Annotated in this window: 17 protein-coding genes, 3 rRNA genes and 1 other annotated feature; of the genes, 13 read left to right on the forward strand and 7 right to left on the reverse strand. The window is 45.9% G+C overall.

Annotated features, from left to right (window positions below):
* Positions 1 to 8 precede the first annotated feature (8 nt).
* Positions 9 to 518, reverse strand: coding sequence for a gamma carbonic anhydrase (locus tag ON01_RS17530; RefSeq protein WP_010532325.1), 510 nt, complete (start codon positions 516 to 518; stop codon positions 9 to 11).
* Positions 519 to 600: 82 nt separating this feature from the next.
* Between ON01_RS17530 and ON01_RS17535 the strand changes: the two genes are divergently transcribed.
* On the forward strand, positions 601 to 1671 hold the full coding sequence (locus ON01_RS17535) for a tetraprenyl-beta-curcumene synthase family protein (protein WP_010532326.1): 1071 nt from the start codon (positions 601 to 603) through the stop codon (positions 1669 to 1671).
* 37 nt (positions 1672 to 1708) lie between these two features.
* Here the strand turns inward: ON01_RS17535 and mnmM are convergent, their stop codons facing one another.
* Positions 1709 to 2278: a tRNA 5-(aminomethyl)-2-thiouridylate-methyltransferase MnmM gene (mnmM, locus tag ON01_RS17540; RefSeq protein ID WP_010532327.1), complete on the reverse strand. Its 570-nt coding sequence runs from the start codon at positions 2276 to 2278 to the stop codon at positions 1709 to 1711.
* Between the two features lie 132 nt (positions 2279 to 2410).
* Positions 2411 to 2624: a binding site (T-box leader), on the forward strand.
* Between the two features lie 129 nt (positions 2625 to 2753).
* Between mnmM and leuS the strand changes: the two genes are divergently transcribed.
* A complete protein-coding gene (gene leuS / locus ON01_RS17545) occupies positions 2754 to 5168 on the forward strand; it encodes a leucine--tRNA ligase (protein ID WP_010532328.1) in 2415 nt (804 codons plus the stop codon).
* Positions 5169 to 5843: 675 nt separating this feature from the next.
* On the opposite strand, the gene ON01_RS17550 is transcribed toward leuS, so the two are convergent.
* Positions 5844 to 6590, reverse strand: a complete 747-nt coding sequence (locus ON01_RS17550; RefSeq protein ID WP_010532329.1) for a hypothetical protein — start codon at positions 6588 to 6590, stop codon at positions 5844 to 5846.
* A gap of 111 nt (positions 6591 to 6701) precedes the next feature.
* Between ON01_RS17550 and ON01_RS17555 the strand changes: the two genes are divergently transcribed.
* The 5 genes from ON01_RS17555 to ON01_RS17575 all read left to right on the forward strand — a co-directional run bounded on the left by ON01_RS17555 (position 6702) and on the right by ON01_RS17575 (position 12761).
* Positions 6702 to 7010, forward strand: coding sequence for a rhodanese-like domain-containing protein (locus ON01_RS17555; protein WP_010532330.1), 309 nt, complete (start codon positions 6702 to 6704; stop codon positions 7008 to 7010).
* Positions 7011 to 7382: 372 nt separating this feature from the next.
* Positions 7383 to 8948 (forward strand): 16S ribosomal RNA (locus ON01_RS17560).
* A gap of 194 nt (positions 8949 to 9142) precedes the next feature.
* Positions 9143 to 12068: ribosomal RNA gene (locus ON01_RS17565) — 23S ribosomal RNA — on the forward strand.
* 328 nt (positions 12069 to 12396) lie between these two features.
* Positions 12397 to 12512 (forward strand): 5S ribosomal RNA (gene rrf, locus ON01_RS17570).
* The 16S, 23S and 5S rRNA genes sit together here, the layout of an rRNA operon.
* Positions 12513 to 12761: a hypothetical protein gene (locus tag ON01_RS17575; protein WP_010532331.1), complete on the forward strand. Its 249-nt coding sequence runs from the start codon at positions 12513 to 12515 to the stop codon at positions 12759 to 12761.
* Here the strand turns inward: ON01_RS17575 and ON01_RS17580 are convergent.
* Positions 12758 to 12937, reverse strand: a complete 180-nt coding sequence (locus ON01_RS17580; RefSeq protein WP_010532332.1) for a hypothetical protein — start codon at positions 12935 to 12937, stop codon at positions 12758 to 12760. The genes ON01_RS17575 and ON01_RS17580 overlap by 4 nt on opposite strands.
* A gap of 76 nt (positions 12938 to 13013) precedes the next feature.
* Positions 13014 to 14285, reverse strand: a complete 1272-nt coding sequence (locus tag ON01_RS17585; protein WP_010532333.1) for a BaiN/RdsA family NAD(P)/FAD-dependent oxidoreductase — start codon at positions 14283 to 14285, stop codon at positions 13014 to 13016.
* Between the two features lie 148 nt (positions 14286 to 14433).
* Between ON01_RS17585 and ON01_RS17590 the strand changes: the two genes are divergently transcribed.
* Both ON01_RS17590 and ON01_RS17595 read left to right on the forward strand, forming a co-directional pair.
* The gene (locus ON01_RS17590; RefSeq protein WP_010532334.1) at positions 14434 to 16056 is read left to right on the forward strand and encodes a putative polysaccharide biosynthesis protein; all 1623 of its coding nucleotides are present in this window, start codon (positions 14434 to 14436) and stop codon (positions 16054 to 16056) included.
* Positions 16057 to 16068: 12 nt separating this feature from the next.
* Positions 16069 to 16794, forward strand: coding sequence for a pseudouridine synthase (locus ON01_RS17595; protein WP_010532335.1), 726 nt, complete (start codon positions 16069 to 16071; stop codon positions 16792 to 16794).
* A 33-nt stretch (positions 16795 to 16827) separates the two neighbouring features.
* Here the strand turns inward: ON01_RS17595 and ON01_RS17600 are convergent, their stop codons facing one another.
* Positions 16828 to 17025, reverse strand: coding sequence for a DeoR family transcriptional regulator (locus tag ON01_RS17600; protein ID WP_040912605.1), 198 nt, complete (start codon positions 17023 to 17025; stop codon positions 16828 to 16830).
* Positions 17026 to 17206: 181 nt separating this feature from the next.
* On the opposite strand from ON01_RS17600, the gene thpR reads away from it, so the two are divergent.
* The gene (thpR, locus tag ON01_RS17605) at positions 17207 to 17767 is read left to right on the forward strand and encodes an RNA 2',3'-cyclic phosphodiesterase (RefSeq protein WP_010532337.1); all 561 of its coding nucleotides are present in this window, start codon (positions 17207 to 17209) and stop codon (positions 17765 to 17767) included.
* Positions 17768 to 17955: 188 nt separating this feature from the next.
* Positions 17956 to 18771 (forward strand): phosphotransferase family protein, encoded by an 816-nt coding sequence (locus ON01_RS17610; RefSeq protein WP_010532338.1) that lies wholly within the window; start codon positions 17956 to 17958, stop codon positions 18769 to 18771.
* Here the strand turns inward: ON01_RS17610 and ON01_RS17615 are convergent.
* On the reverse strand, positions 18758 to 19045 hold the full coding sequence (locus ON01_RS17615) for a YtzH-like family protein (protein ID WP_010532339.1): 288 nt from the start codon (positions 19043 to 19045) through the stop codon (positions 18758 to 18760). The two genes, ON01_RS17610 and ON01_RS17615, sit on opposite strands and share 14 nt — an antisense overlap.
* Before the next feature lie 92 nt (positions 19046 to 19137).
* Here ON01_RS17615 and trmB point away from each other — a divergent pair, with 92 nt between their 5' ends.
* Entirely contained in the window at positions 19138 to 19776 is a 639-nt protein-coding gene (gene trmB / locus ON01_RS17620) for a tRNA (guanosine(46)-N7)-methyltransferase TrmB (RefSeq protein ID WP_010532340.1), read from the forward strand.
* 145 nt (positions 19777 to 19921) lie between these two features.
* Complete coding sequence (locus ON01_RS17625; RefSeq protein WP_010532341.1) at positions 19922 to 20773, forward strand: YtnP family quorum-quenching lactonase; 852 nt, start codon at positions 19922 to 19924, stop codon at positions 20771 to 20773.
* Positions 20774 to 20879: the final 106 nt, after the last annotated feature.

Raw genomic sequence — 20879 nt, forward strand, 5'->3', positions numbered from 1 at the left:
TGGCCCGGTTATTGATTCTTTTTATAGTATTGGCCTTTTTCCACATATGTTTTATAGACACGTTCCATCTCCTGGTAATCTTCGTCGCTCAATTCCCTGACCACTTTGGCGGGCCTGCCTAAAGCAAGCGTTCGCGGCGGGATTTTCTTGCCTGGCGGTACAAGACTTCCAGCTCCGATAAACGCATGCTCACCGATTTCGGCACCATCCAGAATGATAGAGCCCATGCCAATCAGAGCATGTTGGCGGATGGTACAGGCGTGCAGCGTCACCTGATGGCCGACGGTGACATAGTCTTCTACCGTTACCGGCAAGTCAGGGCTCTGATGAACGAGGGACAAATCCTGGATGTTAACACCTTTACCAATCCTTGTCGGTGCCACATCTCCGCGGATGATGGTTTTGAACCAGATGCTGGATTGTTCACCGATGGTCACATCGCCAATAATGTCTGCGTCGTCTGCGATAAATGCTGACTGGTGAATGTCGGGCTGTTTGTTTCTATATGGCTGAATCATTTGAATCCCCCTTTAAAATATGGTGATATATACAGTATAGCAAATTATTCTGACTTGAATCGAATGATCGGAGGAATGGGTGTTGGCATACAGCATACCCAGAACACCATTAACATTGATGGCGGCAGTTTACCGTAAAATCTTTCCGGCAGTTAATGCAGAGCTGGACTTTTGGCAGAAGCGCGCCGCTGAAATACCTGATGAAGAATTGCGTCACCAAGCACTGGAAAGCATCAACTTAAAACGGTTCCATTGTTTGGGCGGTGCGGTGTATGCCCTGTTGGCAGGCTTCAGATGGAAGGAGGCAATCCGTTTTATTGTCGCTTACCAGACGATCAGTGACTATTTGGACAACCTGTGTGACCGGAGCACGTCGCTTGATCCCGATGACTTTCGGCTGCTCCATGAAGCTATGTCCGACGCTCTCACCCGGGAAAACCCGATTCAGCATTATTATGCATTGCGCACAGAGCAGACAGATGGAGAGTATTTAGCTGATCTGGTCCGGACATGCCAAAAAGCGATGCGGCAGTTGGATAGCTATGATATCATCCGGAATTACTTGCACGAACTCGAAAAATTATATGGCGACTTGCAGGTACATAAACATGTGAGGCTGGAAGAGCGGGTCCCCAGGCTTGTTAGCTGGTTTGAGGCCAAAACCGATGACTCGCAGCTGTATTGGTATGAATATTCAGCGGCTGCAGGATCGACACTTGGTATATTTTGCCTTGTCTCATACGCATTGGGCGGGAAAATGACGTCTGCGCTGGCAGATAACATTACAGAAAGCTATTTTCCGTTTGTGCAGGGATTACATATACTGCTGGATTATTATATTGATCAAAAAGAGGACAGGCGTGAGGGTGATTTGAATTTCTGTCATTTTTATAACAGCAAGGGACTTATGGAAAAACGTCTTATTTATTTTATTCAACAGGCCGACTTCCATGTTCAGCAACTGCCTGACCGCCACTTTCATGAAATGGTTCATCATGGCCTTGTCGGGCTATATCTCGGGGACCCAAAAGTGAAAGAACTTGAACACGGACCGGACATTACGAATGTATTATTGCGGATAAGCGGGTACAAGGCACGTTTTTTTCATTGGAATACAAAACTTTATCATAAAATGACAAAAACCCGGGCTTGAATCCGGGTTTTGGGGAGCTAAGATAGTCCTTTTTATACTAATTCTTTTTCTGAATGGCCAGTATAAACGGCGGATCATTCTTCTGATTGATAAAGCCATAGTAGAGGACGTGGTAAAGTTTTTGATCCAGCAGCCGTACATAACGCATCAGCTGTTCGCGCTCCAGGTCACCGCCTTCATGGCCATGGTACACCACAAGGACGACAATGCCGTTTTGTTTGAGGTGTGAGAGGATGCCTTCAATAGCTAATATTGTTGTCTCGCTTCGGGTAATGACGGATTTATCGCTGCCCGGGAGATAGCCAAGGTTAAAAATAGCTCCGCCCAATCTGGTTAGTTTATCCACCGGTATATGATGAACAAAATTACTGTGGCTGTCCTTTATAACGGTTGCGTTTCTCCTGTTGTTCTGGTCAAGGCGATACTTGGTATTGGCGATTGCCTCCTCTTGAATATCAAATCCGAATACGTGCCCCTCCTCACCGACGATCCGACTGAGAAAAAGTGTGTCATGCCCGTTGCCGCAAGTTGCGTCAATAACTGTATCACCTTGGCTCACGGCTTCTTTCATCAAATGATGTGAGTAATGTATGATTCCTTTTATCATGAGTGTCAGTGCTCCTTATTAAGCAGTAGCTTTCATAATAGTTTAGCATGAAAGACAAAACATTGGAAAGGGTGGGCGCTGTCATATCTTGACAAACCCCACTACATTGGTTAAACTGCAAACTATATAGAATGAACGACTATGAAAAGGATCAGTAATAAACTACACAGGTAAAGCGAGGCAGTGGCTGGTGAAAACTGTCCCTGATAGTTTGTGAACTCACCTTAAAGTTGCAGAGATGAACGTCAGTAGTCTTTGCCGTTAAGTCCGCGTTAAGGAAACAAGCGAGCGCAAGCAGTGCGTTAATTTGGGTGGTACCGCGGGAGATAAACTTCTCGTCCCTTGTTTTTGGGATGAGGAGTTTTTTTAGCACGAAAAAAAGGCTATAATTGGTTACTGTATACATCAGTCATATGTTTATACCTTTAAAGGCGCTTACACCTTTGATCTTACAAATACATAGGAGGAAATTTGCATGAGTTTTAACCATCAGGAAATCGAGAAAAAATGGCAGAACTATTGGGCTGAACATAAAACATTTAAAACCGATACCTTCTCGGAAAAAGAAAAAGTATATGCGCTGGATATGTTCCCGTACCCGTCAGGAGCTGGTCTGCATGTCGGCCACCCCGAAGGTTATACGGCAACAGATATTTTTTCCCGAATGAAACGGATGCAAGGCTATGAAGTGCTGCATCCGATGGGATGGGATGCATTTGGGTTGCCCGCGGAACAATATGCAATCGATACTGGTAACAGTCCGGCTGTATTTACAGAACACAATATCGCCACGTTTAAAAGGCAAATTAAGGAACTTGGTTTCTCCTACGACTGGGATCGTGAAATCAATACAACTGATCCGAACTATTATAAGTGGACACAGTGGATTTTCACGAAACTTTATGAAAAAGGCCTTGCCTATATGGATGAAGTTCCGGTTAACTGGTGTCCGGCCCTCGGTACTGTTCTGGCAAATGAAGAAGTGATTGACGGCAAGAGTGAGCGAGGCGGTCATCCGGTTGTCCGGAAACCGATGAAACAATGGATACTGAAGATTACGGAGTACGCCGATCGTCTTCTGGAAGATCTGGAGGAACTTGACTGGCCGGAAAGCATTAAAGACATGCAGCGCAATTGGATCGGACGCTCTGAAGGTGCTGAAATAACGTTTGATATTGATGGGCATGATGAAGAATTCACAGCCTTCACAACCCGTCCGGATACATTGTTCGGTGCAACGTATGCTGTATTTGCGCCTGAGCACCCACTTATCGAAAAAATTGTAACACCTGAACAGCAGGAAAAAGTTAATGCTTACTGGAAGGAAATCGAAACAAAATCGGATCTGGAACGCACAGATCTGGCAAAGGAAAAAACAGGCGCATTCACCGGTGCTTATGCGATTAATCCGGCAAACAATGAAAAAATGCCGATCTGGATCGCTGACTATGTCCTTATGAGCTACGGGAGCGGGGCCATCATGGCAGTTCCCGGACATGATGAACGTGACTACGAATTCGCGCAAAAGTTTAAATTACCGATTAAAGAAGTTGTTTCAGGCGGGGACCTTTCCAAAGAAGCCTACGTAGATGACGGCGAACATGTTAATTCCGATTTTCTGAACGGGCTGAAAAAAGAGGAAGCCATAGCCAAAATGATTGAATGGCTGGAGGAGAGCGGAAAGGGATCAGGCAAAGTAACGTATCGCCTTCGTGATTGGCTTTTCTCCAGACAGCGTTATTGGGGTGAGCCCATACCTATTATCCATTGGGAAGACGGTTCGATGAGTGCTGTTCCGGAAGAGAATCTACCGCTTGAACTGCCGGAGTTGGATGAGATCAAACCATCCGGGACAGGTGAATCACCGCTTGCCAACAGTGACTGGGTTAATGTAACTGATCCGGAAACTGGTATGAAGGGCCGGCGGGAAACGAATACAATGCCGCAATGGGCCGGCAGCTGCTGGTACTTTTTGCGATTTGTTGATCCAAATAACCCTGATAAGCTGGCGGATCCAGAAGCGCTTAAACAATGGCTTCCGGTTGACATCTATATTGGCGGTGCCGAGCATGCCGTTCTGCATTTATTGTATGCGCGGTTCTGGCATAAATTTTTGTATGATATCGGTATCGTGCCAACAAAAGAACCATTCATGAAACTATTTAACCAGGGCATGATTCTTGGAGAAGGCAATGAAAAAATGAGTAAATCAAAAGGGAATGTTGTCAATCCTGACGATATCATGAGAACACACGGGGCGGACACTCTGCGTTTGTATGAAATGTTTATGGGACCGCTTGATGCGGCTGTCGCCTGGTCGACCAATGGGCTTGATGGTGCACGTCGCTTTTTGGATCGTGTATGGCGTCTGGTTGTGAATGAACAAAGGAAAGTTTCCGAGAAAATTGTGGACACACAAAAAGCAACGCCGCTTGAAAAGGTTTATCATGAAACGGTTAAAAAAGTGACCGAGGATTTTGAAAATCTGCACTTTAATACGGGCATTTCACAATTAATGGTGTTCATTAACGAATGCTATAAAGCAGAAGAAATACCTAAGGCGTACATTGAAGGATTTGTTAAAATGCTTTCCCCTGTAGCGCCGCATTTATCAGAGGAAATGTGGGAGCTGCTTGGTCATACGGGTACCATCACTTATGCGACGTGGCCGGAATATGACGAATCCAAACTCGTTGAAGACGAAGTGGAAATTGTCGTGCAAATCATGGGCAAGGTTCGTGCTAAGCTTAATGTTGCCAAGGACATTTCAAAAGAAGAACTTGAAAAGCAGGCTATGGAAAATGAACGCATTCAGGAACTGCTTGAAGGTAAAACAGTCCGTAAAGTAATCGTGGTTCCCGGAAAACTGGTGAATATTGTAGCTAACTAAGTTTCAGGTTCTTATTAGAAGGTTGCTTCTAATAATTGTTGACTTTGACACAAAGACTATAAACTGCGACGTAAAGGTTGAGTGGAATAACGTCGCTTCGGAAATACACTACGCTTTCCGCGGGCGGCTGGTGAGCCTCCTCGAACTCCGTTCTGCGGGGTCTCACCTATGCCTCTGCTCCCGCAGGAGTCTCCGTGTATTTCCTTCGCTAAATTCTGTTCAAGACATCTTGATAAAACAAAATAGTTTATGATGGAAAAACCTGTATTCCTTGTTAATCAAAACGAGCAGCTGGAATATGCGAGACTCCTGTGGGACAGCGAGCCTAAGAGACCCCACAGCGAGCGTTCTTTGCGAGCGAGGAGGCTCTTGGTGAGCCCACGGAAAGCGAGTATATTCCAGCTGCGTGGTTAGAGATTCTCGCTAACTTCTGGGTTGTGTCGTAGTTTATATCAACTGCGTTAAAAGCAACAAAGTTTACGAAGCGAGCTTATTTGAAAACTTTCTTATCGCCAACTTTAATGTCGAAAGCCTAACTTGCATTACTTTCTTAACTGTTAAATGAGGAAGGATCTCTGCATATCTAACGGCAGAGGTCCTTTTGTTTATCCGTAGATGCCTGGTTCTGTTCAATTAGCATAGTGGGGAAAAACATCCCGCTGAATACGTTTCACTCTAATGTGACGGGACCCATTCTGTTTTTAAGATAATCCATTCATCTTTTTCGTAATACCACAATGTTTCAACAGTCCCTAATTGGTCTGCTCGGTACGCCCCACTGATTTTCTGGCGGCTTTTCAGTCCATAGCCTTTATCTTCACTGATTTTAACAGGTTCATAAAATGCGATCGGTGCAATCATCGGCGAGGTTTTCTCAATAAGCTTACCACTCTCATCATAGATGCCTAACTCAACATATTCCGAAGACCGATCCTTAACATCGACAATACTCGGTTTTTGCTCATGGTCGATTTGAATTTCAACTTTAAAATTATCTTTGAAATCAGCATTAATAAACTCCTGTTCCGGCAGTGGTATCTCCTTTAACTGGTCATTTTTCAGCGTATGTAAATGAGAATGGTAAAAACCGCCGCTTCCTCCTGCTGCGCTTTGGAAAAACATGTCATTTACGCCATCATGATTCAGGTCGAAAAATTGAACCTCAGGATCGTACCCGCCTTCATATGGGATTTTCCATTCTTGTTCGTCACTGTTTGAAACGGACACCCATATTTCGGCATAGTAATTCGAGTCGGATGCCAACCGTTTCCCCTTCAATTCCACCAGTTCTTCTGTCGTATCTCCTGTCACTTCATGGTTATAGTCATTTAGCTGATGTGAAGTTGGTTCATCGTTTTCCTCTGCTGCGATAGCGGCAGGTAGCAACAGTGTGATTAAACCAACCAGAATAATATTACGCATAATACTTCACCTCAAATCATCGCTTGCTTTATTTTGTGTCGGACAGTTGCACACTATTCATTTCAGGCGTTATGATAATATAGTTAAAATACTTGCAGAGGAGGAAGATATATGGATCATATTAATGAAGTAACACCTGATAGAGTAAAAAAACTTATGAATGAAGATGAAAATATGGTTGTAGTGGATGTTCGCGAGGATGAGGAAGTAGCCCAAGGGATGATAGAGGGCGCTAAGCATATTCCCCTTGATAAAATACCACACTCAACGAATGTACTGGATAAAGATAAGCATTATGTTTTTGTATGTCGGTCAGGCAGGAGGAGTATGACGGCAGCATCATTTCTTAATGAATATGGCTTCAATGTCTCAAGCATGGAAGGCGGTATGAAAAAATGGGATGGAGAAGTAATTGTTTAACAATTAGGTTCCGGAATGATTTAACATCATTAAATTTTAAATTTTGTTTTGATATACCGTTGACTTTTATCATCTGAAGTAGTATTATAGTTCTTGCTGTTGAAAAACAGCCCATAATAACAATCATCATTAAGGCGGAAAAAAAGTTGTTGACAGATGCGATTGATGATGATATAATATTTTTTGCCGTCGACAGAGATGGCGTTATTTTGCTCCTTGAAAACTGAACAAAACAACCAGTATGACAAAGATGTCAGAGGTAAGAGGTCGGAAGCCGGAACTTGGTTTTGGCAGAAGACCAATGAAACCCTGTATCAATTTTTGAAGCAAAGCCATGAAAGAGATTGATCGGTGTCAATCTCCTAACAAACTTTATTGGAGAGTTTGATCTTGGCTCAGGACGAACGCTGGCGGCGTGCCTAATACATGCAAGTCGAGCGCGGGAAGCAGGTAATCGCCCTTCGGGGCGAGCGCCTGTGGAACGAGCGGCGGACGGGTGAGTAACACGTGGGCAACCTGCCTGTAAGACTGGGATAACTCCGGGAAACCGGGGCTAATACCGGATAATACACAGCATCGCATGGCGCCGTGTTGAAAGGCGGCTTTTAGCTGTCACTTACAGATGGGCCCGCGGCGCATTAGTTAGTTGGTAAGGTCAAAGCTTACCAAGGCGACGATGCGTAGCCGACCTGAGAGGGTGATCGGCCACACTGGGACTGAGACACGGCCCAGACTCCTACGGGAGGCAGCAGTAGGGAATCATCCGCAATGGACGAAAGTCTGACGGTGCAACGCCGCGTGAGTGATGAAGGTTTTCGGATCGTAAAGCTCTGTTGTCAGGGAAGAACACGTGCTGCTCGAAGAGGGCAGCGCCTTGACGGTACCTGACCAGAAAGCCCCGGCTAACTACGTGCCAGCAGCCGCGGTAATACGTAGGGGGCAAGCGTTGTCCGGAATTATTGGGCGTAAAGCGCACGCAGGCGGTCTTTTAAGTCTGATGTGAAATCCCGCGGCTCAACCGCGGGCGGTCATTGGAAACTGGAGGACTTGAGTGCAGAAGAGGAGAGTGGAATTCCACGTGTAGCGGTGAAATGCGTAGAGATGTGGAGGAACACCAGTGGCGAAGGCGACTCTCTGGTCTGTAACTGACGCTGAGGTGCGAAAGCATGGGTAGCGAACAGGATTAGATACCCTGGTAGTCCATGCCGTAAACGTTGAGTGCTAGGTGTTAGGGGGTTTCCACCCCTTTGTGCTGAAGTTAACGCATTAAGCACTCCGCCTGGGGATTACGGCCGCAAGGCTGAAACTCAAAAGAATTGACGGGGGCCCGCACAAGCGGTGGAGCATGTGGTTTAATTCGAAGCAACGCGAAGAACCTTACCAGGTCTTGACATCCTCTGATGGCGGTAGAGATACCGTGTTCCCTTCGGGGACAGAGTGACAGGTGGTGCATGGTTGTCGTCAGCTCGTGTCGTGAGATGTTGGGTTAAGTCCCGTAACGAGCGCAACCCTTGATCTTAGTTGCCAGCATTCAGTTGGGCACTCTAAGGTGACTGCCGGTGACAAACCGGAGGAAGGCGGGGATGACGTCAAATCATCATGCCCCTTATGACCTGGGCTACACACGTGCTACAATGGATGGAACAAAGGGCAGCGAAGCCGTGAGGTGAAGCAAATCCCATAAAACCATTCCCAGTTCGGATTGCAGGCTGCAACTCGCCTGTATGAAGCCGGAATCGCTAGTAATCGCGGATCAGAATGCCGCGGTGAATACGTTCCCGGGCCTTGTACACACCGCCCGTCACACCACGAGAGTTGGCAACACCCGAAGTCGGTGAGGTAACCTTAGGGAGCCAGCCGCCGAAGGTGGGGCCAATGATTGGGGTGAAGTCGTAACAAGGTAGCCGTATCGGAAGGTGCGGCTGGATCACCTCCTTTCTAAGGATTATGAGAAAGCGTAGGTGCCTGTTTATCAATTTGATAGGCGCCGGAGCTGGATTATACGGAACATACTGGGTTGTTTGGTTCAGTTTTGAGGGAGCAAATCTCTCAGTTGTACCTTGAAAACTAAATAAGAGCAAAGACATTCAATGCGATAAGCGAGATGCGTTCATCAGATGGACGCATGAATTAGTTAAGTGAAGAAGGGCGCACGGTGAATGCCTTGGCACCAGGAGCCGAAGAAGGACGGGACTAACACCGATATGCCCCGGGGAGTCGTAAGTAGACTGAGATCCGGGGATTTCCGAATGGGGCAACCCGCTGTCCGTAATGGGGCAGCGCCTGTGTCTGAATCAATAGGGCACAAGCGGCAGACCCGGGGAACTGAAACATCTCAGTACCCGGTGGAAAAGAAAGCAAATGCGATTTCCCGAGTAGCGGCGAGCGAAACGGAAGCAGCCCAAACCGGAAAGCTGAGCTTTCCGGGGTTGGAGGACACTCCATTGGAGTTATCAAGAAACGTCTTAGACGAATCGATCTGGAATGATCAGCCACAGAAGGTAAGAGCCCTGTAGTCGAAAAGAGGTTTCCTCCGGAGTGGATCCTGAGTACGGCGGAACACGAGGAATTCCGTCGGAATCCGGGAGGACCATCTCCCAAGGCTAAATACTCCCTGGTGACCGATAGTGAACCAGTACCGTGAGGGAAAGGTGAAAAGCACCCCGGAAGGGGAGTGAAAGAGAACCTGAAACCGTGTGCCTACAAGTAGTCGGAGCCCGTTAATGGGTGACGGCGTACCTTTTGTAGAATGGACCGGCGAGTTGCGATCATATGCAAGGTTAAGTGGCAGACACGGAGCCGCAGCGAAAGCGAGTCTGAAGAGGGCGTTAAGAGTATATGGTCGCAGACCCGAAACCGTGTGATCTACCCATGTCCAGGGTGAAGGTCAGGTAACACTGACTGGAGGCCCGAACCCACGTATGCTGAAAAATGCGGGGATGAGGTGTGGGTAGGGGTGAAATGCCAATCGAACACGGAGATAGCTGGTTCTCTCCGAAATAGCTTTAGGGCTAGCCTCAAGGTATGCGTGCTGGAGGTAGAGCACTGATTGGACTAGGGGCCCTCACCGGGTTACCGAATTCAGTCAAACTCCGAATGCCAGAGATGCAAGCCTTGGGAGTCAGACTATGGGTGATAAGGTTCATAGTCGAAAGGGAAACAGCCCAGACCGCCAGCTAAGGTCCCTAAGTATACGTTAAGTGGAAAAGGATGTGGAGTTGCCCAGACAACCAGTATGTTGGCTTAGAAGCAGCCATCATTTAAAGAGTGCGTAATAGCTCACTGGTCGAGTGACTCTGCGCCGAAAATGTACCGGGGCTAAACGTATCACCGAAGCTGCGGATTGTTCTGACGAACAATGGTAGGAGAGCGTTCCAAATGCAGCGAAGTCAGACCGTGAGGACTGGTGGAGCGTTTGGAAGTGAGAATGCCGGTATAAGTAGCGAGAAAAGAGTGAGAATCTCTTTCACCGAAAGCCTAAGGTTTCCTGAGGAAGGCTCGTCCGCTCAGGGTTAGTCGGGACCTAAGCCGAGGCCGAAAGGCGTAGGCGATGGCCAACAGGCAGATATTCCTGTACCACCTCGTGAGCGTTTGAACGATGGGGGGACGCAGCAGGATAAGGAAAGCGCACTGTCGGATAGGTGCGCCCAAGCAGTGAGGAAGTCGGACAGGCAAATCCGTCCGATGATTTCTGAGCTGTGACGGGGAGGGAAAATGAGTACCGAAGTTCCTGATTCCACACTGCCAAGAAAAGCCTCTAGTGAGTTCACAGGTGCCCGTACCGCAAACCGACACAGGCAGGCAAGGAGAGAATCCTAAGGTGATCGGGAGAACTCTCGTTAAGGAACTCGGCAAAATGACCCCGTAACCTCGGGAGAAGGGGTGCTCAGACCGAGTCTGAGCCGCAGTGAATAGGCCCAAGCGACTGTTTAGCAAAAACACAGGTCTCTGCGAAGCCGAAAGGCGAAGTATAGGGGCTGACACCTGCCCGGTGCTGGAAGGTTAAGGGGAAGCGTTAGCGCCTTCGGGCGCGAAGCGGCGAACCGAAGCCCCAGTAAACGGCGGCCGTAACTATAACGGTCCTAAGGTAGCGAAATTCCTTGTCGGGTAAGTTCCGACCCGCACGAAAGGTGCAACGACTTGGGCACTGTCTCAACGAGAGACCCGGTGAAATTATACTATGCGTGAAGATGCGCATTACCCGCGACAGGACGGAAAGACCCCGTGGAGCTTTACTGTAGCCTGATATTGAATGTTGGTACAGCTTGTACAGGATAGGTGGGAGCCGTGGAAACGTGAGCGCCAGCTTACGTGGAGGCATCCGTGGGATACCACCCTGGCTGTACGGACATTCTAACCCAGGACCGTTAGCCGGTCCGGAGACAGTGTCAGGTGGGCAGTTTGACTGGGGCGGTCGCCTCCCAAAAGGTAACGGAGGCGCCCAAAGGTTCCCTCAGAATGGTTGGAAATCATTCGCAGAGTGCAAAGGCAGAAGGGAGCTTGACTGCGAGACTCACAAGTCGAGCAGGGACGAAAGTCGGGCTTAGTGATCCGGTGGTTCCGCATGGAAGGGCCATCGCTCAACGGATAAAAGCTACCCCGGGGATAACAGGCTTATCTCCCCCAAGAGTTCACATCGACGGGGAGGTTTGGCACCTCGATGTCGGCTCATCGCATCCTGGGGCTGTAGTCGGTCCCAAGGGTTGGGCTGTTCGCCCATTAAAGCGGTACGCGAGCTGGGTTCAGAACGTCGTGAGACAGTTCGGTCCCTATCCGTCGTGGGCATTGGAAGTCTGAGAGGAGCTGTCCTTAGTACGAGAGGACCGGGATGGACACACCGCTGGTGTACCAGTTGTTCCGCCAGGAGCACAGCTGGGTAGCTACGTGTGGTCAGGATAAGTGCTGAAAGCATCTAAGCATGAAGCCCCCCTCAAGATGAAACTTCCCATCACGTCAAGTGAGTAAGATCCCTCAGAGACGATGAGGTAGATAGGTCTGAGGTGGAAGCGTGGTGACACGTGGAGCTGACGGATACTAATCGATCGAGGACTTAACTAACTTACTTGGCATTGAATGGCGCTCTTATTTAGTTTTCAGGGTATAAAGCAAAAGCGTAAGCGCCCGGTTAGCGACGTACGGACTGGACTGACCCGCAGGAGATAAAGAAAACTCTTTGGGAGCGAAAGCGAATCGATGTTGCCTTATCGTACGGAGGTGAGGGAAGTCGCGCTAGTCGCTGGGCGCTGAAGCTGGATGTGGCTTGTCCTGTGAAAGAATGATACAAAGCCAATTTTATATTTTTTTCATTAAAAAAATCCTTGCATTTTTCACTAAAAATGCCTATAATAATTCTTGTCCGTAAAAAAAGACGCAAACCATGCATAGGTCTGGCAGCAATAGCGGAGAGGACACACCTGTTCCCATGCCGAACACAGAAGTTAAGCTCTCCAGCGCCGATGGTAGTTGGGGTTTAACCCCTGCAAGAGTAGGACGCCGCCAGGCATGACAGGAAAGGCTGATTCACAATTTGAATCAGCCTTTCCATTTTGTATAAATCACGAAATTAATGCCATACTTCCCGAAGATCATATAAAAACCCCCGAAATCCATAATGTATTTCCCGAAATTCATAAATTAAGGTTAAAGACAGATAACAGTACAATGAAGGAAGCACGGTGGCAATTAAAAAGACATCATTTAAAACGTGATATAAAAAGCGCACTTCATAAGTGCGCTTTTTATAATATCTAGCCCATTTGATTTGGTCCCTGAGCTTGTTGGTTTCCTCCGCCCATTTGTGAAACGAACGGAACCATTTGCTGCATGGTTTGTCCAAAGTTACGGTTGTTTCTTGTCATGCTGTAGTAGGTTGCTGCACCGACACCGACAGAAGCAATCAATGGCAGCCACATATTGTTGTTTTGCATGATCCCTCAGCCCTTTCTGCATAAATCTCCGGACATTTTTTAGCTTGCTGCAGTAAGGACAAAAACATGTCAGGTATCAATTACCAGAGTTATGAACAGCTTCAATCGCGGCATTCATGCCTGCGAGTCTACCGGTAACTAAAGCAGAAGTTATGTTATATCCGCCGGTATATCCGTGAATGTTCAGTATTTCACCGCAAAAATAGAGCCCGTGCATGAGTTTGGACTGCATCGTTTTCGGTACGATTTCCTTAATCGAAATCCCTCCGCCGGTAACGAATGCCTTTTTAAGGGGCAGCGTTCCGTTGACGGTGAATTGAAAGTGTTTCAGGTTATGAACAATTGTGCGGATGGTTTCTTTTGCAACAGTAGCTGCTTTTTGTTCCGCATCCATTTTGTGCCTCTCAAGCAGGTAATCCAGAAGCCTTTCGGGGGCAATACCTTTTAAAATATTTTTGATGGATTTCTTAGGACTTTCTTCCATTGATTTTAGAATCGAATGTACCATCTGGTCTTCGTGCTGATCAGGCAGTACATCAAGCAGCATGGGTACTTCCTCGCGCCCTTTCATCAGTTCTTTTACAGCGAACTGTGAACAGCGAAGGACAGCAGGCCCTGAGATGCCAAAATGCGTAAAAATCATGTCCATTTGATGTGTGATCAAAGGCTTGTTCTTTTTGTTCAAAACTGACAAGGAAACATTTCTTAACGATAATCCCTGCAAGCTTTTATTCTGGATAAAATTTTCATCGGAAGTTAGCGCAACTTCAGTCGGGTATAATTCCGTGATGGTATGGCCAGCTTTCTTGGCCCATGCATAGCCGTCGCCGGTCGAACCGGTGTGAGGTACAGCTTTTCCCCCGACAGCAATGACAAGGGAAGCCGCATTTAACTTTGAGCCGTCGTCCAGAATAATGGTATGTTCTGTATCATCATAGTGAACTGCTTTTACCGGAGTCTTCATCCGAACCTCCACACCCAGTTCAGCTAACTTGCCAATTAATGCGTTTACAACTGTTTTGGCGGAATTGGTTACCGGAAACATGCGCCCGTGGTCTTCTTCCTTTAAACCAACACCCATTCCTTCAAAAAAATCGATTATATCGTAGTTATTAAAAACAGAGAAGGGACTGTATAAGAACTTGCCATTCCCGGGAATGTGTTTAATCACTTCTTCTTCAGGCAGACGATTTGTCACATTACACCGCCCGCCGCCAGAGATAGCAAGTTTCGTTCCCAGCTTTCTGCCTTTTTCAAGCAGCATAGTTTTTGCGCCATTTTCGGCAGCGGCAATGGCTGCCATAAGGCCTGATGGTCCACCACCAATTATAACGACATCATACGACAATTTACTTCATCCTTTCGTTAGTAGCATACCACGTTTTGCCACAATCCAAAAATAAAACATGTGCACTTCTTATATTAAAATGTGAGGTGCTTTGAAGTGATCTGTGATAAAATGTACACTAAGTTTAATTTTAAATGCAGGTGAAATAATGTCGAATATTGTCAGGGGCACCATGCTGCTTACTGGTGCAACATTTTTATCAAAATTTCTTGGGATGGTTTATGTCATCCCGTTTAATGAGCTTGTCGGTGAAACAGGGGGGACGCTGTTCTCACTTGCTTATACACCGTACAGTATTTTAATCAGCATTTCTACAATTGGCGTACCTTTGGCTGTTTCAAAATTTGTTTCCAAGTACAATGCATTAAATGATTATGAAACAGGGATGCGAATGTTTAAAGCGGGAATCATGCTTATGGCTGTTACAGGGTTCCTTGCTTTTTTAGCGTTGTTTTTCAGTGCCGAGCTGCTGGCTGGTTATATGATCACCAATGAAGCTGAAGGCGATATTGCTGTAGCTGATGTTGCCATGGTTATCCGTATGGTGAGTTTTGCACTGTTAATCATACCTGCGATGAGCATTGTCAGAGGCTTCTTCCAAGGGTATCAGTCGATGGGTCCTACTGCCGTTTCGCAGGTCGTTGAACAAATCGTACGAATCGGCTTTATTCTCGTCAGTGCGTTTATCGTGGTAAAAGTTGTCGGCGGATCGATTGCCACAGCAGTTGGCTTTGCTACGTTTGCCGCTTTTTTAGGGGCAATGGCATCTGCTATCGTGCTATTTGTTTACTGGCGCAAACGGAAGAAAAACATACAGAAACAGGTACAGCAGCAATCATATACGCATGATATACCGACAAAGGAATTGTTTTCTGAACTGTTCCGTTATGCGGGGCCGTTTATACTGGTTGGTGTTGCCATCCCGCTTTATCAACTGGTGGACCAGTTTACGGTTGAACGGGCGATGACGGCGATAGGACAAAAGGAATTGTATGATACAGCCTATTCTGCTATCAATTATTACGGACACAAATTAGTGATTATCCCGGTTACGATCGCGACGGGGATGTCACTGGCAATAATACCGGCTTTAACGAAAACATTCACACAGCAAAATCGCCCGTTGCTCTACCAGCAGATTAATCAGGCACTGCAGATTGTCCTGGTGCTTGTAGTGCCGGCTGTCATTGGATTGTCAACACTTTCAGATGAAGCATATGGAGCGCTTTACGGGGGCATGGATAAGCTCGAAACCACCGGAACGCTGCTCGGTTGGTATGCTCCGGTTGGATTGCTTTTTGCGTTGTTCACAGTATCTGCTTCCATTCTGCAGGGAATTGAACAACAACAGTTTGCTGTCATAAGTTTATCTGCCGGTGTGCTGATCAAAGTATTATTTAATATTCAATTAATCCATACATTCGGTCCAAAAGGGGCAATTTTTGGCACAGCGCTTGCAGCGGGGATAGCTGTTGCATTAAACCTATGGCGGATTAAATCATCCATTGAATTTTCGTTCAAACAAACGTTTAAACGCTTCCTATTGATATGTATTTTTTCCGCGTTTATGGTCATTGTCATTTTAATAGCTAAAGCTGTATTTGCAACATTTCTGGATTATGAAACATCGCGCAGTGCAGCAGTAATTATGCTGATTGCCGGCGTTGTCCTTGGCGGCGGTGTCTATTTGTGGTTTAGTTATGAATCAACACTGCTTGAACGTGTATTAGGCGACCGGGTTAGGGTTCTGGACCGGCTATTTCACAGGTAATGGAGGATTTCAATGCGTCTCGATAAATTGCTGGCAAATAAAGGGTTCGGGAGCAGAAAAGATGTTAAAGGGCTAATTAAGAAAAAGAAAGTGATTATCAATGATCATATCGTTAAGGACAGCGGCTTCCAGGTTAACCCGGAAAAAGATATCGTAGAAGTAAATAACGAGATGGTATATTATCGGGAGTATATCTATGTAATGCTCAATAAGCCATCTGGCTATGTTTCAGCTACGGCTGATAATCGGGATAAGACGGTGGTTGATTTACTGCCGTCTGCCTATCGGCTGTTTGATCCATTTCCTGTTGGCAGGCTTGATAAAGATACTGAAGGTCTCCTGTTGATAACGAACGACGGAAGGCTGGGACATCAGCTGACCTCGCCAAATAAGGCTGTTGAGAAGACATACTTTGCTGAAGTCAGGGGCGATGTAACAGAACAGGACATCGAGAAATTCCGCTTCGGGGTTCAGTTGGATGACGGGTATATCGCCAAACCAGCAGTGTTAAATGTTTTGCATGCTGCTCCTGTGTCACACGTTCAAGTAACGGTTACGGAAGGCAAGTTTCATCAGGTCAAACGGATGTTTGAAGCAGTCGGGAAAAAAGTCATTTATTTAAAGCGGATTCAAATGGGTAATCTTCCGCTGGATGGTAATCTTGGCGCCGGGGACTTCCGCGAATTGAACGAAGAGGAAGTTCAGAGACTAAAAACATTAACCCAAAAAAAGAGCTGACATAGATGTGTCAGCTAGCATCTCCTGATTTTCTCAGGAAATGTTGACAGGTTTGGCTGTGATTTTCCATTTGCCCCGGACAGGGCTTTTCACCAGGCCATTATGTGTCAAGATGTTCAAATCTCGTTGTACAGTACGGTCGGTTGTTCCAAATTCATCGGCAATTTCCTGGGTTGTGACTGTCCCTTTTTCTCTTATGTAAAGGTAGACAGCTTTAACTCGTGTCAGCATACGTGAGGTTGCATGATTCAAAAAACCACTCCCTAAGGAATATCATTTTCTCTGGTGCAACTAACTCTGCCTTAATTCAATTTTACAACTATTTAGGGTTGAATAAAAGTGAAAATTTCGATCAATAATACAACTCTTGATAAAGTATACGGTATAATGAGTATAAAAATGAGGGATATATATGACTTCTCCACATTATTTTATTGCTGTTACACTGCCGGAATCGCTTAAGGAACGGTACGCCGGATGGCAGCAGGCATTAAAAAACAAGTTGCCTTATAGACAATGGCCACAATCGGAAGATTTGCACATTACCATGAAATTTCTTGGGCCAGTTGACGATAGCCGGCTGGAGAAGTTGATACAGGCTATGTCCGAAATTGAAAGGTTTCCTGCTTTTTCCTTGCAAACCGGAACGCTGGGCACGTTCGGCAACCCAAAAAAGCCGCGTGTTTTATGGGCAGGAGTGGAACGGAAACATGAGTTGATCCGTTTGCAGGAAAATATTGAAAAGATTGCATTGAAGGTGGGATTTCAGCAAGAAAAGAGAACGTATATGCCGCATATAACACTTGCCAAAAAATGGGCCGGGGGTGTTATACAGCTTTCTGATCTGAAAGAGCACTACACTGGACAGGATCAATTCAGTGTGAATCAGGTTGTTATTTACCGGATTCATCCCGAAAAACAACCTAAATACCACGCTGCAGCCGTATACAATTTATCAGGAGAGGCGATTTAAAACGAAGGCTAATTTACCAGTCGGGTGGTCAGATAGATGCATATTCGTTTTATGTGGTGACGTAGCATATTAAGGTTATGGGAATATAAGTTTCGGTTGAAAACATCGCGAATATCCGATAATCTATTCTCATGTCTGTTTTTAATGTAAGTTATTGGAAGAATTTAACACGATTTGAGGTATTTACAGTGAATTGGCTTAAACAAGCAGTAGGTAAAGAATGGGATATCACCCCTGCAGGCGGATTAACAGGTGATGCGTATATTGCCAGCAAAGATGACAGGCGCCTGTTTTTGAAACGGAATTCTTCGCCGTTTTTGGCAGTCCTATCAGCAGAGGGGATCGTCCCTAAACTCGTATTTACAAAGCGGATGGAAAATGGTGATGTGATTACTGCCCAGGAGTGGCTCGACGGCCGGGAACTTAAGGCAACGGAAATGCAGCATCACCGGGTAGCCGATTTGCTTCGTAAAATACACGGATCGTCTGAACTTCTTCATATGCTGATGCGATTAGGTAAGAAACCTGTCACATCTGATGATCGTTTTGCAGACGTAACAGCTCAGCTAGAAGCAAGCGGTTTGCTGGATGAGTACAGTGAGGTACAGGATACAATGAATTATCTGAGGCATTTGCTGCCGGCTACCCGTGATCAGCAGCAAGTTGTGTGCCATTGTGATTTGAATCATAATAATATTATCTTGACTACAAAGAGCCAGCTCTACCTGGTTGATTGGGATAATGCCATGATAGCTGATCCTGCAATGGATTTTGGCTTTATTTTGAAATGGTATGTACCTGAAGAAGATTGGGGCAGGTGGCTTAACCAGTACGGTGCAGCAAAAGATAATCACTTATTTGAGCGGATGTACTGGTATTTGATTATGGATGCCCTTTATTATCTGTCATGGCATTATGAGCGCCATGAATATGATAAAGTCCAAGAGCGATTAGCTGATTTGCGAGATTTAAACCATTATGTTGAAAAAGCTATTCTGCGCTAGTCTGCTGAATAGCGTTTACCCATGTTTCGATATTTGACTGGTTTGACAGAATGTGCTCTTCATCGTTGTGGGCAATCTCACCCTGCCGTCCGTAATTGTATATTTCAGGGAGCAGCTGAAGCAGTTGTTCATTTGAGATGCTGTTGTTGGCCATCATCGCTTGAACGAGGCGCTTAATTTGCTGATATTCGGAAATTTCTCCGCAGCGATCTTCCGTCTGCTCTGTTAAAATGTCATGCAATAATTGTAATTGATTGTTTGTTGTCAGTGTCACTAAAATCACCTCAATTAATAGTTTTGACCAACATCATAAATTCTATGCTTTATCCTCTTTTTAAAATGGAATATTTGAAAGGAGAAGTAATCTTGCGACAACGTCATAAACCGTGGGCAGATGATTTTCTGAACGATAATACGCACCTGATTGTCCCGGATGCGAAATCAAACAAGGGAAAATGGAAAGAAATGTTTGGAAATGCTAACCCGATTCATGTTGAGATCGGTTCTGGAAAAGGTCAGTTCATTGCGGGCATGGCTGAACAGCACCCGGATGTCAATTTTATTGGCATCGAACTTGCCAAAAGCATTATTGTGATAGCAGGAAGCAAAGTGAAAAATGCCGGACAGGATAATGTCCTGCTTTTACATGTCGATGCAGCTGATTTAACCGAGCTGTTTGCTGAAAATGAAATATCGGCCATCTACCTGAATTTTTCCGATCCATGGCCAAAAAAACGGCACGCCAAAAGGCGCCTCACTTTCCATACATTTCTCAGGCAATACGAGCATATATTGCAGTCTGAAGGCGAAATCGTACTCAAAACCGATAACCAGGGACTATTTGAATACTCACTCGTCAGTTTTTCCCAATTTGGTATGGATCTGACGGAAGTGAACCTGGATCTTCATAGTGAAGAGGACCCAGAGAATGTCATGACTGAATATGAAGAAAAGTTTTCAGCCAAGGGTCAGCCGATTTACCGCTGCCGGGCACAATTTTCCTAGAATCCTGTTGTGCAGGGTTCTTTTTTCGATGGATGAGAGTCATACCGAAAGAACCGTATTTGCACGTTTTAACTTACACTGCAATCGTTTACATGACTCACAGGATGAGCTAAACTGAATACATAAGCGAAGGGGAGGATGTACAATGGAAACACTTCAAATCGGACGGGCTAAACTAACATGGCTGAACGGTGGTGTGAATTTTCTGGATGGCGGGGCCATGTTTGGGGTCGTCCCGAAACCGTTATGGGGAAAGAAGTATCCATATAATGAGAAAAACCAGATTGAATTGCGGACAGATCCGATTTTATTGCAGATTGACGGGAAAAATTATTTAATCGAATCTGGAATGGGAAATGGAAAATTGACTGATAAACAGCTGCGGAATTTCGGAGTTAAAGAGGAGTCGTCAATTGACAAATCACTTACTGAGGCAGGTCTTTCTGCGGATGATATCGATGCGATACTGATGACGCATTTACATTTTGACCATGCGTGTGGGCTGACCAAACCTTCAGGCGATAATTACGAATCCGTTTTTAAGAATGCGGTGATTTATGTATCTCAGGTAGAGTGGGATGAAATGCGCCATCCTAATATCCGTTCAGCGAATACATATTGGGAAATGAACTGGAAGCCGGTTCAGAAGCAAGTCAAAGCATTTGACGACGAGATCGTTATTACTGACGGCCTGAAGATGATTCACACCGGCGGGCATAGCGAGGGCCATTCCATACTGGTGTTTGAAGACAGTGATAATACGTGGATACATATGGCAGATATTATGCCAACCCATGCCCATCAGAACAAATTGTGGGTGCTAGCCTATGATGATTATCCGGTAACATCTGTCCACCAAAAGGAAGAGTGGATGGATTACGGCTATCGAAGCCAAGCATGGTACACGTTTTACCATGATGCTTATTATCGGGCAATCAAATTTGATGAATCCGGCGATCGAATAGAAGAGGTTGAGCGGGAACGGTATGATTATTGAATAAGAGGTCGGGACAAAAGTATCTTTTTCAAACAAAAATCCGAACAACTAGAATAAATGGTTAGTGCAAATAATCCGCTCCGGAAATATACTCCGCTTTCCGCGG

It is taken from the genome of Lentibacillus jeotgali, from assembly GCF_000224785.1.
In the GTDB taxonomy this organism is placed as follows: Bacteria; Bacillota; Bacilli; order Bacillales; family Amphibacillaceae; genus Lentibacillus; species Lentibacillus jeotgali.

Bases quoted from the DNA above. Each gene is read 5' to 3' on its own strand.
- ON01_RS17530 (WP_010532325.1), bottom strand. From the start codon at position 518: ATGATTCAGCCATATAGAAACAAACAGCCCGACATTCACCAGTCAGCA.
- mnmM (WP_010532327.1), bottom strand. From the start codon at position 2,278: ATGATAAAAGGAATCATACATTACTCACATCATTTGATGAAAGAAGCC.
- leuS (WP_010532328.1), top strand. From the start codon at position 2,754: ATGAGTTTTAACCATCAGGAAATCGAGAAAAAATGGCAGAACTATTGG.
- ON01_RS17550 (WP_010532329.1), bottom strand. From the start codon at position 6,590: ATGCGTAATATTATTCTGGTTGGTTTAATCACACTGTTGCTACCTGCC.
- ON01_RS17555 (WP_010532330.1), top strand. From the start codon at position 6,702: ATGGATCATATTAATGAAGTAACACCTGATAGAGTAAAAAAACTTATG.
- ON01_RS17575 (WP_010532331.1), top strand. From the start codon at position 12,513: ATGACAGGAAAGGCTGATTCACAATTTGAATCAGCCTTTCCATTTTGT.
- ON01_RS17580 (WP_010532332.1), bottom strand. From the start codon at position 12,937: ATGCAAAACAACAATATGTGGCTGCCATTGATTGCTTCTGTCGGTGTC.
- ON01_RS17590 (WP_010532334.1), top strand. From the start codon at position 14,434: ATGTCGAATATTGTCAGGGGCACCATGCTGCTTACTGGTGCAACATTT.
- ON01_RS17595 (WP_010532335.1), top strand. From the start codon at position 16,069: ATGCGTCTCGATAAATTGCTGGCAAATAAAGGGTTCGGGAGCAGAAAA.
- ON01_RS17600 (WP_040912605.1), bottom strand. From the start codon at position 17,025: ATGCTGACACGAGTTAAAGCTGTCTACCTTTACATAAGAGAAAAAGGG.
- thpR (WP_010532337.1), top strand. From the start codon at position 17,207: ATGACTTCTCCACATTATTTTATTGCTGTTACACTGCCGGAATCGCTT.
- ON01_RS17625 (WP_010532341.1), top strand. From the start codon at position 19,922: ATGGAAACACTTCAAATCGGACGGGCTAAACTAACATGGCTGAACGGT.